This is a genomic window from Aerosakkonema sp. BLCC-F183 (assembly GCF_041929145.1).
Classification (GTDB): Bacteria; Cyanobacteriota; Cyanobacteriia; order Cyanobacteriales; family Aerosakkonemataceae; genus Aerosakkonema.
Genome location: NZ_JBHFNU010000066.1, coordinates 16,246 through 28,558, shown reverse-complemented (window position 1 = coordinate 28,558; position 12,313 = coordinate 16,246). Strand labels below are relative to the sequence as shown.

The following is a 12,313-nucleotide window of genomic DNA, read 5'->3' as shown; positions in this document are numbered from 1 at the left end:
TAACGATACAACCGGACTATATCTCACTTTTGACTTTTGACTTTTGACTTTTGACTTTTGACTTTTGACTTTCGCCTTTCGCCTTTTGACTTTTGACTTTTGACTTTTGACTTTTGACTTTATCCCGCATCGACAAGCCAATCTACTACATGAGCTTCGGTGATGTCTGGCACTTCCAATCGCTGCGACATTTTCCATATTACAGCTTCGGGGACGATCGCATCTCGATCGCTATTGCGTCGCAGCAATTCTTCCCAAGGAACTTCCAAGTAAACAATGCGAATTCGTGCTTGATATCCGGAAAATAAACTAATCAAACCAGAACGCAATTGGCGAGAAATATTTGTAGCATTCCAAACAAAGGATTGACCCGCTCTCAGGTATTCTTTTGCCATTGCTTTGGCTCGATCGATCACCTCACCTTGCTCGTCTCTAGGCGAGATTTTCAATATTTTTCGCAATTCATCCAGCGATATTACTTTCTTATCTGGCAGATTTTTGCGAATCCAATAATCTTTACCGGAAGCGGGTAATCCTGACATCAGAATTACCTCAAATCGGGTATCGTCAAAAGCAGCATAATCGGGATAGCCGTTTTCTTTTTGGAAATACACAAATCGACTGTGATGGGAGGGGAAATGTCGCGGTCGATCGAAACATTCATTTTCCTGACAAAATTCGCGGAAAAACTGAATGCGTTCTAGCAATTGTTCTCGATCTTCACATTCGCGACCTCTCACATCTGCTTCTGCCAATAATGCTAACAAATCACATCGAATTAATTGACTCGCTTTAATTACAGCACGTTGCGGATTGGTTTTATCCCAAAACCATAATGGCAGACTACCATATTGCACCAAAGCAACTATTGCTTCTCGTTGATGAAATGGTACGTGCAATTGCCAGAGGATTTGTCGCGCCATCTTTGCGCCTTGGCGAACGTGACCTTTTGATGTGATGCTGCCATCTTCTTCTATAATAGTAGCAGTCGGTTTGGCGATATCGTGCAGTAATGCAGCGGCAAATAAAACAGAACGTTCTGTTGCTGGTAATTCTCGCCAAGCCGATAAGGAAACTAACGCTTCGCAAACTAAGCGCGTGTGGGTGAGAACGTCGCCTTCTGCATGGTAGCGCGGGTCTTGGGGACAGTTTTGCAGAGATTGCAGCCAATCAAATTCTGCCAGAAGTGCTGACCAATCGATCGTCCAATTTGGCGATGCGGGACAGTGAGGAAATGTCCAAGATGGCGATAAAAGTTGGGTGGAATTCATAAGGCAAATAAATCTATGTCGGGACGGAGTTGATTTGGGATGATGGGACGATTTAACCAATGACCGTCTGATTGCAATATTGTGGTTAAAAAGCTGGCACGCACGTATTTATAACGGTCGGTAACTATTGCTTCTTCTTCAACTTTGATGTATAATCCCTCCATGAGAGTACTGGCATCGGTTTGGTTGAGCGATCGCTCTACATCCAATCCTTTTTCCTGACAGCATAGCCGCAGTCTTTCTAAGTGTCCGGGTTGAATAAAATGAGAGTTGTTCAGCAATCCGGTCATTTGCTTGTAAGATTGAATTGTACCCGTGAATAAAACTGGTACTGAAACTAGCGGCAATCCGGAAAGTAATTGTTTGCGACTCTGAGTGCTGAGAAATTGATTTTCTGCGATATCTAGCACATCATACTCTAGAAAATAGTGGGGTAAGTAATCGTAAAAAACAGTGTGTTTGGCATATAGCCATTCGCCATATAAAATATAGCGATCGCCCAGTACTTCCCAAAAAGCTGCCGCGTGACTGTAAGCCCATTGTTTGAATAAATTAAAATGTTTTTCTCGCTCTCCTCCTGTGAGATAATGTCCTCGACTTTGCAATCGCATTTGACCGTCGTCAGTAAAACTAATGGCAGCATTTGCGCCATCTACTTTTTCTTCAATCACAACATACTTGTTAGCGATCGCACGAAAAGGTACGCTATCTAAATCTTCATCTCCAGGTTGCGATCGCGAACCTTCAATGTGGTGAGTGCGCGGATATTTGTGAATCTGCTTTTCCATCAGAAAACTACCTTATTATGCTATAATTAAATATCTTATTAACCCTTATTATCAAAACAATAGCCGCTCGCTTAAACCATAATACTACATAATAATACAAAATAATTATGTTCGCTGGCAATCTCTATGCAAAACTTCATCTACAAACATTTTCTCCCCCACTCCCCCACTCCCCCACTCCCCCACTCTCCCACTCCCCCACTCCTTCTAATTCAACAAAGTCAATCGCTTCTTTGAGGAATTCCGCAAAGTTGCTAGATGATAATGGTTGATTGTTCATTGCTATTAACCGCAAACCACGAACAATTACCAATTACCCAAACATATAATGCTTTCTGACATCTTTCTTGATGTTCCAAGTGCAAGACATTCCCGCTGGAAACGTCACTAAGTCACCTTTACCTACTTGCACCGACTGTCCGCCAACGGGAGTTACCACCACATCACCTTCCAGGAAATAACAAGTTTCCGCCTCGTCGTAAGTCCAGGGAAATTCCGATACTTCTTTAGTCCAAATCGGCCATTTCAATACTCCCAATCGGTTGAGATATTCTTGACTGGGTTGGCGTTCAATTTTGATGTCCATTCTACTTCGCTCAGGAGTAAGACATTATATCAATACCACATCGATCGACTAAATAACAAAGGGCGCGAAAACGCAAACCTACTAATTGATCGTAAAGCGGATTGAGCTTGCACAAGGGCGGAATGTGGGCTACCTTGTGACCGAAGAGTATGATATCGCGTTCAAACGGACACTGAGCGGGAATAACTTTGTAGAGCAATTTAGCAAATTTGGCGTCCCGAACCTCGATTTGGTCAAGCCACTGACGCACAGGTTGCAGCAAATCGAATTGGGGTTTGGTGAATTTGGCAGCTTGTAGACTTTGTTGAGAACAGGTGCTTGCAGCAGGTAGAATAGCATCCCGATTGTCTGTCAACATCATATTCATAAGTTAAACTTGTTGCTTTGTTTCGTAATTAACAGGTTTGCTTATTGCTATTTCCACTATACAAAGGTAAAGCACTTATTAGGTAAAGGAATAAATAAAAAGTTTTAATGTTTTGGTGAAGTTGTGCTTAACGGTGATAAAGGGTTGAGCGGCGATCGCGCCTCAACCGCTTGATATAAAGAATGATTATCTGAAAATTAAGCGGTTTGTATATTAAACGAGTTATGGCCAAAATGGTTCGCACTTATGAGGTATGGGTCGAGATCGGAAAATTCTTTGCACAGACGATCGATCTAATCCTGCTGACAGCGTTCTAAATAGATTTTCGCCACGCGATCGCCTTTACTCTGGCGCAAACACTCTGCAAACACTCACGCCGCATCAGGAAACTTTCCTTCATCGTAAAGTGACAAACTTTCTTTAAATATTTGCAGCGTAGCTAACTTCCCCTCTTTGATTTCATTTTCAGTAAAAATAAAACTTATGCACGCGCCAAATCTGCAATCTGCGATTTTTTTGTGCGTGCTTTATTTAGCAAAAATCGTCAACAGAACTGGCCCTAACAAATAGTAGTGACCCAAACAATTTAATCCTACCTCTCTCCCTAACCCTTCCCGTGCCTTTGGACTATAAAATCGGATATTATTAGGCAAAAAAGCTCTATACTCATATTCCGAATCGAATTTTCTCCAAGTTGTTATATCAACTAGATAAAAGCATCCTTGGGGATGTAACACCCGACTTACTTCTTGAAAAACTTGTTCGGGTACGGGGTAGTGGAGAAAACTTAGAGTATTAAAAACCGCATCAAACTCATTATCTGCAAAAGGAAGAGCAACGGCATTTCCTTTTATATAAATCAGACGAGGACGATGACAATTTTTCAGACGAGCAATATGTATCATTTGGGAGGATAAATCCAGCCCAATACCGCGTAAATCGGAAAAGTTAGCTGCTAAACGATTGAGTAGCTTTCCCGTACCGCAGCCAAGATCCAGAATGTGAGATTGTGGCGGTAAATTGATATATTCTAGTAGCCTAACGTGGATAGCTTGGTAAAAAACTGATGTAAAAAGCCAATCGTAGTTAGGTGCCCACAAATCAAAAAGTTGCTCTTTTTTGTTCGGGATATTGTCGGTCATTTCGGGTTTCTCAGATTTATAGAATAAAGTATTCATTAAGGTTACAGTTGAGTGCGATGCTGGGTTACGGTACGGGGAACTAAATTATTGGTTAAAAACGCTGAAATTATCGCCATTGCCGTCCCCCACCCTACGATTAGATAAATCTCTATTATCACCACAAAAACACGAAAGCCAGTTTTTTGTTTAAAGTATAGGTGAGAGCGACTTCTACCCAGTCGCCTCTACTCTACCATAATACAAGCATTCATCACCATCTTAAAAGATAGCGAGAGCAATTATCCGAATATAGATGAGATAGTACAACCTATAGACGGCATATAAAAAACATGATTCGTCGTAAAAAAGCCAATGCTGCAAGACTAATTTGGCAACGCCTACGCCAATACTTGGGGCTATTCCAGTACAACGCTCGCGCTATAATCTTAGTCTGGAAGACAAACCGCATCCTCACAATCGTTCTTGCCATCCTCACCCTAATTGCTGGTTTGCTACCCGGGGTAGTAGCTTACATCGGCAAGTTAATTGTAGATGCAGTAGTCCATACTTCTGGGGAAGCACAAACAAATTATCGCACCATTGCTTTAAGTTATGTTGGACTGGAGGCTCTCTTAGTTATCTTATTAACAGGTACGCAAAGAAGTCTCTCCCTCTGCCAATCTTTACTGCGAGTTCAATTAGGGCAAAAAGTTAACGTCCTCATCTTAGAAAAAGCGCTCACCCTCGACCTTTCCTACTTCGAGGATTCCGAATTTTATGACAAAATGAATACGGCGCGGCGAGAAGCATCAAGTCGTCCTTTGAGTTTAGTAAACCGAACTTTCAAGTTAGTTCAAGATGGACTTTCCCTGGTCGCTTACGGCGGTTTGTTGCTGCAATTTTCAGTATGGACAGTACCGATACTCGCTTTTTCTGCCGTACCTGCCTTCGTTGCCGAAACTCGCTTTGCGTTGGAAGCATTTCGCCTGTTTCGGTGGCGTTCTCCGGAAACGAGACAGCAAACTTACTTGGAAACTTTAATTGCTAGAGAAGACTACGCCAAAGAGGTTAAACTGTACCAGTTGGGGCCAATGTTGCTACAACGCTATCGGGATATTTTTCAGCGACTCTACGGCGAAGACCGGGATTTGACTGTGCGCCGGGGATTTTGGGGTTTCTTGTTGGGATTGCTGAGTATAGGAGCTTTTTATCTTGCTTATGCTTGGATTGTACTAGAAGCGATCGCAAATCGCATCACCCTTGGAGATATGACCATGTACCTGATGGTATTTCGTCAAGGACAGTCTACTTTTTCCTCCATTCTTACCTCCATCGGTGGGATGTACGAAGATAACTTATATCTATCCAACTTATATGAATTTCTAGAACAAGAAATCCCCAAATCTAATGGTCAAGCTACCTTTGGTTTAATTCCCAACGATGGGGTTCGCTTCGAGGATGTCTATTTCACTTATCCGGGAAAATTCCAACCAGCTTTAAAAGGAATCTCCCTACATCTGAAACCTGGAGAAAAACTGGCCATAGTCGGTGAAAATGGCTCTGGAAAAACTACTTTAATTAAGCTTTTAACGAGATTGTACGTACCTTCTAGAGGACGCATTCTGCTGGATGGTTTGGATTTGCAGTCCTGGGACATATCGGTACTGCACCGACGCATGAGCGTTATTTTTCAGGATTTTGTTCGTTACCAATTTACAATAGGAGAAAATGTCGGTGTTGGCGATGTGGAAAATTTAGAAGATTTAGAATGTTGGCAGATTGCTTCTGAAAAGAGTCAGGCTAAAGCTTTTATCGAATCTATGCCTAAAGGGTTTTTTACTCAGTTGGGGCGATGGTTTAAAGGAGGAACGGAACTTTCTGGCGGACAGTGGCAAAAAATAGCTCTCGCACGCGCATTTATGCGAACTGAAGCAGATATTTTGGTGTTGGACGAACCGACGGCAGCAATGGATGCGATGGCAGAAGCAGAGATTTTTGAACGTTTATCGCAACTTACTAAAAATCAAATGGTTGTGCTGATTTCTCACCGCTTTTCTACTGTGCGTATAGCCGATAAAATTGTGGTGCTATCGGAAGGAACTGTCTTAGAAGAAGGCACTCACGCCGAATTGTTAAAGGCACAGGGACTTTACCAAAAGCTTTTTTCAATTCAGGCAGCGGGATATCAGTAGAATATCTGCTGATGACCGAACAAAGGGGATTCAAGCCTCCCATTTCAAGGGTAATCAGCAAAAAATTATTCCGAATTTCAAGTTTGTTCCTTTTAAGGCGGAATCAATCCAAAATCCAAAATCCAAAATCGGGTGACTCAGTTGCTTGTCAAACAATACTTATTGAGAGAAGAAGCCAGCCAACAGAAGGGGCAAAAGTATAAGGGCAGATATAATCAACACAAGAGTTCCTGCATCTATCTTGAGGATATTATTTTTGGAATCGGGCATTTGCGCTCCTCTCGGAAAATAACGAAATAAAATCAGCCTAAATGATATTGGCTCGTTTTTGCAAGCCTAATCTGGGTTTTATTTGAATTCCTCGTTTTTTCCCTCTGCCCGTCTGCCCCGCTACGGTTTTAATGGTTCAGATTCCTACAGGAATTGCCCGACAACTGAAAAGCCCTTGGGCGTCTGTCCGTGTTTCGACTCCAAGGGCTTTTCGTTTCAGTTCACTTTTCACTCCTCACAGCTATAATCATCCAGCCGATCGCAGAATTTGGCGATTGACCTTAAGACAGATTTTCAACTGTCCCAATACCAGATGCCACTTTCAATCTAGAATGAATCGAATCTTCATCCCTGCTATCACTCCCCCTGAAACACAGTCAGAACCTGCTTGGTGGTTCGCCTTTGCGGAAAATAAGTTGTTGGTTCACCGCAAAGGAACACTCAGCCAAATACCTCACGCCATCGATCTCACAGAGATCGGTTTGGTGCCGATCCGGACACAATTTCTGGGCACTCTGGACGATCGCCCTTGTTACTCGGCCCAACTTCCCAAGGATGCTCTCGCCCCTGATGGCATGACCTGGTGCGGGCTGCGTGAATTGTATGGGAGTTTAGACGACGACTTGTTTGCCCTCAGCGGTCGTGCGATTCAAATCGTGGAGTGGGATCGCACACATCAATACTGCGGTCATTGTGCCACTTCCACAACCCAATTGCCCCATGAACGTGCCAAGCGTTGTCCCAAGTGTGGATTAGTCAATTATCCTCGCCTGTCTCCAGCGGCGATCGTGCTGATTTCTCGTGGTGACGAACTACTCTTGGCACGCGCCCCCCGCTTTCCAGTGGGAATGTACAGTTTGATCGCTGGATTTGTGGAACCGGGAGAATCACTGGAAGAAGCGATCGCACGGGAAGTTCGTGAGGAAGTTGGGATTGCGATCGAAGATATTCGCTATTTCGGTTCCCAACCTTGGCCATTTCCAAACTCGCTGATGATTGGATTTACAGCTACCTATGCCGGTGGCGATATCGTACTCGAACCGCAAGAGCTGGTAGATGCTGCCTGGTTCACCAAACACAACCTTCCACAGCTTCCGTCTAAACTGAGCATTGCCCGCAAAATGATCGACTGGTTTGTCTCGACTCACTGAGTCATCCCGACGTGCAGTGCGATCGCACAAAGCAGATTGCTGCCGAGTCGATCGCCTCACATTAGACATCTCCTCCAAAAGAATCTCAAAGGGCAGGCAGGATGCCTACCCCACAAGAATTTTTGGAAATGTCTAATTTAGAGGTAGAGATGGCTCTTACCCCTCAAAATGCGATCGCGCTTAAAATATAATGCTTAAAACAATTATAGTTTTTCTCATCATTGGACTAATCCTTACTGGGATTTTTGGCTATCCAATCCTTAGAAAACGACGACGAAATAGTTTAAAGAATCGTCCTTTTCCACCTATTTGGAATGCTATTATTGAAAATAATCTGCCTATTTACACCAGACTTTATCCAGGCGAACGCAGACGACTTCAGGGGCATATTCAAGTATTCTTATCAGAAAAACAATTCATCGGTTGTGGCGGATTACAGGTGACGGAAGAAATGAAGATTACCATTGCTGCTGTCGCTTGTTTGCTCCTGCTCAACGAGCGAGAAAGCTACTTTCCCAAACTTGCTTCGATTCTGGTTTATCCCAGCACTTATTTGGCTAAAGAAACAACTTCTACTGGAAATTATATTGTTGAGGAAAGACTTGTAGCAAGACTGGGAGAATCCTGGACAAATGACCAGATAGTACTATCTTGGGAGCAGGTGAAACAAGACACTTCCAACTGGAGGGATGGGCATAATGTCGTGCTTCATGAATTCGCTCACCAGTTAGATGGAGAGGATGGTAAAGTTGACGGAGTTCCTGTTTTGCAGCAAAACTCAGATTATCTCATTTGGGCTGATGTGATGACGAAAGAATATCAGCGCCTTTGTGATGATGTTCAACTAGATAGAAAGACAGTAATCGATAGCTATGGTGCAACAAACACCGCCGAATTTTTTGCCGTAGTTACTGAGACTTTCTTTGAAAAACCGCACCAATTGCACAATCAGCATCCGGCACTTTATCAGCTACTGCAACGCTACTATCAACTCGCTCCTGTGCAATGGGATATAACTAGGGGCTAGGGAAAGTCAAAAGTCAAAAGTCAAAAGTCAAAAGTCAAAAGTCAAAAGTCAAAAGTCAAAAGTCAAAAAGAAAAGGGAAAATATTTATTCTTTCGCTCCCCTGCCCCCCCGCTCCCCCGCTCCCCCACTCTCCCTCTCCCGTTGCGGTGTCTAGATTACCTTCTTTGGGCACAACCTTCCAGCACTTGATTACCTAAGATTAGAGTTGCATCGTAGGGGTAAACATTATCTGACATTCCATCGCTACAAGAATCAACTTTTTTAATCACCAGTACGCCGCTAGGTTGACCGTTGAGTCGATACACTCGTACTAAATCCGCAGGACGACCCATTGCTGTTAAGGGTGCGGTGTATGGATATCGTCGATTTCTGACATCTGGTGTTGAATAGACAATGCCACGGCGATTAACGGTAACATTCCAAAATGGTTCAGTACCTCTGGCGATGAATTCTTCAGCATTGGGGGTAGTTTGAGAAATAACATTGGTGTCACTGCTGGGAGAACTAGAGTTTCCGATCTTGCTCGCAAGCGATGCACTCATTCCCAAACCAACAGATACAAAACCAAGCACAATAGCCAATAAAGGTAAAGACTTCATTTAATATAGTCTCCTGCTAGATTGTCGCCCTAATTTTTGTGTTGCTAATTGGATATACAACAGACGATCGACTATTTCTGCAAAGCATGAAATAATAAGCGATCGCATAAATTCAGGCAAGTCTGTTGCAGCTAACTTGGCTGATGTTCCTTCCTTGCCGATTGTTCCCCGATAGACTATTCAGATCCTGTCCGGCGACATCGCTTTCTTATCTGCGTTTATCTGCGTTTATCTGCCTACTGCGGTAAAAATTTAACCCTCGATTTCCACAGACAATTGTTCGTATCGATCGTGATGCAACCGGAAACGATATCGCCGCAAAAAAAACCGGGGTTTTACCCGGTTTCGATCGCATCGTCGCAATTATGGTTGAATTCGTAGTGTTACAACAACGGTACTCGTAATCGTTGGCATTGGTCGCCAAATCAGCAGCGCTCGCCGAATTGCCTCAATTACCGTTTGTTCTTGCACAGAAGATGCTTGCTCATCCAAAACAACCTGTCTCACCCGTCCCTTACTCACCTGTAACTCAAAGACTAAATCGCCACTGATACCCGCCGCCAGTTGGATCGATTGTAGATGTTGGGTGAGAAGTGCGATCGCACTGAGAAGTGAGATCGGACTGTTATCGAGTCCCGTGGCGCTGATAACCTGTAGGCGAGAGACAGAAGGCATTCCAGGGGAACGACGGGCAGGAGGTATTCCAGGGCGTTGGAGTTTGGGTGCTTCCAACGGTTCATCGTCTTCAAACATCAAGTCTGGATTTATTAACGTGATATCGAACTCATCAGATGACTCCATTGCAGAAGTCGGACTGGGAGGAGACATACGTGCTGGAGATGGTGCATTAGAATAGTTGACTTTTCGGCGTTGCAAAAAATCAGGTGGATCGGATGCAGCGCGAGCTATTGCGGGAGCAGAATTGTAAGCAATGTTGCCAAAAATACCTTCATAACTAACACCTTCCGGCATTTCTACAGGTACTTGCACAGATACAGAAGCCTCTGTTGGATTGACTCGCACATCATCGCTGACTGCAACAAAAGCCGTATATTGCGATAACAATTGATAGGTAAGAGCAGTATCTGTTACCGCTTCCACACCTGCCTTTGTATCTCCGCTGACCATCCGATTCATCAAATCTTTGATGCGGGAACGTCCCCAAAGTTGTGCGATCGCAGGATTTCCCATTTCTTGAAAGTTCAAATTAAAAGTTTGCTGATAGCGAGTACCACCGGCTGCAATTCCGGTAACGTGCAACTTTCCAGCACGACAATCTTGTTTGCGCCCGAACAAAACTAATGGTTGTTCTGCAAATAAATCTGGTGGTGTGGAGGGATAAATTACGGGAGATTCGCCATCGCCTTCCCATTGCAAGTTAATGTTAGCGAGAACGGGATTGTTGATTTGCCGGAAGAATTTATCGACTACTTCATCAGTCGGTTCATCGTGTCGAATAATTCGAGAAATACCCCGACCTATTTCGGCAATGCGGTTGAGCAAGAAACGATTCACGGAACTACCCGCACCAAAACTATAGAGGCGATTTCCAGATTTCAGATGTCGTTGCACTTCTGTCAAAATTTGATTTTCGTTACCGATATAACCGTCGGTCAACAACACAATACTCCGCAACCGTCCCGGATCTGTGACTGGGAAATTCAAAACGGCGCGAATACCGCGCAGCAATTCCGTTCCGCCGCCTGCATTTAACTTGTTGATGTATTGAATTGCTAGCGATCGATTTTGCGGTGTATTGGGTAGAGGAACGGGGGAGAGTTGCTGGGTTGTATTGGCAAAATCAATGATGCTGAAGGTATCGTCGGGATTTAATCCGTTGATAAAGCGGCGCATCAATTCCTGACATTGCATTAGCGGCGCACCAGCTTGAGATCCAGATGTGTCGATGAGAAAGACGACATCTTTACCAATCTTTTGATTCGGTTGATATGCTATTGCGGGAATCAGGTAAACTGCGAAGTGTCCGCCTTTTTCGTCAGCTTGAGTTAAGACGGTGGTTTGTGTGCGATCGCCTGTCACTTGATAGCGTAAAATTAAGTCTTTGTTGGGAATTGTATCTCCACCCGCCAGTTTTACTCGCACGCTCTGTCCTTCGTGAGTAACCTGGATTTGATGAGATGGCGATCGCACATCCCGAATTGCCACACCCGCATCAATTTCGACAGTTACATTAATATCGTGTCGGGAGCGAGTTCCTGATGGTAGAATGGGAGCATTCAAGCGGGAAGCATCCGGCACTAAATCGGTATCTTGATTTAAAGTCATCGGTGCAGCAGCAGAGCCACCCCCTGTTGTATTTCCCTCAATTGTTGTGCCTGGAATGTAACGCGGGCCAACTACCATTGGAAACACAAATTCATAATTCCCCGCCTCGAATTTCAGGCTATCGGAATAGCGAATAATTACATCAATTTGTTCCCCAGGCTTGATGTTAGCAAGAGATTGAGTAAAAATGTTATCGCGTTCTTGTTCTAGGAGTCCGGCGGTGCGTCCTTGCTGTTTGGCTTGCTCGTAAATTTGTTGCGCTTCTTGACGTTTTTTGATGCTACCTTTAATAGTGCGATCGCCTATGCGAATCAGCATATCATCGACGGCTGCTTCATCGGGTAACGGAAAGATGTAGACGGCTTCCAGCGTTGTGGTGAAAGGATTTTCAAAGGTTTGGGTAACTTCGACTCGCGAGATATTTCCCGCAACTTTGGCTTGTACTTCCGTGTGTTTGAGGGGAAAGGCGATTTTTTGTCGATCGGGAGTTTGAATGTATAAGCCACCTGGTTGGTGTTCGATAGTCTGAGTCATAGGAACAACCTCTTGATGCGATTTTCTTATGTCTCCAGCGTAACGGCGTTGATTGGGGAGAAATGCTCAGTTTTGTGTTCAGTAGATGCTCAGTGATTGGCTCAGCAGTATGGCGGTAGTT

The 12,313-nt window shown here is 44.0% G+C and carries 11 protein-coding genes; 3 read left to right on the top strand and 8 right to left on the bottom strand.

Annotated features, from left to right (window positions below; genetic code table 11):
• Positions 1 to 119: 119 nt before the first annotated feature.
• The 6 genes from ACE1CD_RS19570 to ACE1CD_RS19545 form a co-directional block, all read right to left on the bottom strand.
• Positions 120 to 1,271, bottom strand: a complete 1,152-nt coding sequence (locus ACE1CD_RS19570) for an AAA family ATPase (protein ID WP_374826047.1) — start codon at positions 1,269 to 1,271, stop codon at positions 120 to 122.
• Complete coding sequence (locus ACE1CD_RS19565) at positions 1,268 to 2,059, bottom strand: RNA ligase family protein (RefSeq protein ID WP_374826046.1); 792 nt, start codon at positions 2,057 to 2,059, stop codon at positions 1,268 to 1,270. The genes ACE1CD_RS19570 and ACE1CD_RS19565 overlap by 4 nt, the downstream gene beginning before the upstream one ends.
• A 136-nt stretch (positions 2,060 to 2,195) precedes the next feature.
• Positions 2,196 to 2,339 (bottom strand): hypothetical protein, encoded by a 144-nt coding sequence (locus ACE1CD_RS19560; RefSeq protein ID WP_374826045.1) that lies wholly within the window; start codon positions 2,337 to 2,339, stop codon positions 2,196 to 2,198.
• 33 nt (positions 2,340 to 2,372) lie between these two features.
• Positions 2,373 to 2,645, bottom strand: a complete 273-nt coding sequence (locus tag ACE1CD_RS19555) for a cupin domain-containing protein (RefSeq protein ID WP_374791670.1) — start codon at positions 2,643 to 2,645, stop codon at positions 2,373 to 2,375.
• A gap of 10 nt (positions 2,646 to 2,655) precedes the next feature.
• Positions 2,656 to 3,012, bottom strand: coding sequence for a Mo-dependent nitrogenase C-terminal domain-containing protein (locus tag ACE1CD_RS19550; protein ID WP_374791668.1), 357 nt, complete (start codon positions 3,010 to 3,012; stop codon positions 2,656 to 2,658).
• A 527-nt stretch (positions 3,013 to 3,539) separates the two neighbouring features.
• Positions 3,540 to 4,154, bottom strand: coding sequence for a class I SAM-dependent methyltransferase (locus ACE1CD_RS19545; RefSeq protein WP_374826044.1), 615 nt, complete (start codon positions 4,152 to 4,154; stop codon positions 3,540 to 3,542).
• A 329-nt stretch (positions 4,155 to 4,483) separates the two neighbouring features.
• Here ACE1CD_RS19545 and ACE1CD_RS19540 point away from each other — a divergent pair, with 329 nt between their 5' ends.
• The 3 genes from ACE1CD_RS19540 (at position 4,484) to ACE1CD_RS19530 (ending at position 8,773) form a co-directional block, all read left to right on the top strand.
• A complete protein-coding gene (locus ACE1CD_RS19540; RefSeq protein ID WP_374826043.1) occupies positions 4,484 to 6,325 on the top strand; it encodes an ABC transporter ATP-binding protein in 1,842 nt (613 codons plus the stop codon).
• A 602-nt stretch (positions 6,326 to 6,927) separates the two neighbouring features.
• Complete coding sequence (nudC, locus tag ACE1CD_RS19535; protein ID WP_374826042.1) at positions 6,928 to 7,746, top strand: NAD(+) diphosphatase; 819 nt, start codon at positions 6,928 to 6,930, stop codon at positions 7,744 to 7,746.
• Positions 7,747 to 7,936: 190 nt separating this feature from the next.
• The gene (locus ACE1CD_RS19530; protein WP_374826041.1) at positions 7,937 to 8,773 is read left to right on the top strand and encodes a M90 family metallopeptidase; all 837 of its coding nucleotides are present in this window, start codon (positions 7,937 to 7,939) and stop codon (positions 8,771 to 8,773) included.
• 155 nt (positions 8,774 to 8,928) lie between these two features.
• On the opposite strand, the gene ACE1CD_RS19525 is transcribed toward ACE1CD_RS19530, so the two are convergent.
• Positions 8,929 to 9,372 carry a COG3650 family protein gene (locus tag ACE1CD_RS19525; RefSeq protein ID WP_374791658.1) on the bottom strand — a complete coding sequence of 148 codons (444 nt, stop codon included), beginning with the start codon at positions 9,370 to 9,372 and terminating at the stop codon, positions 8,929 to 8,931.
• A 363-nt stretch (positions 9,373 to 9,735) separates the two neighbouring features.
• On the bottom strand, positions 9,736 to 12,192 hold the full coding sequence (locus ACE1CD_RS19520; RefSeq protein ID WP_374826040.1) for a VIT domain-containing protein: 2,457 nt from the start codon (positions 12,190 to 12,192) through the stop codon (positions 9,736 to 9,738).
• Between the last annotated feature and the right edge of the window lie 121 nt (positions 12,193 to 12,313).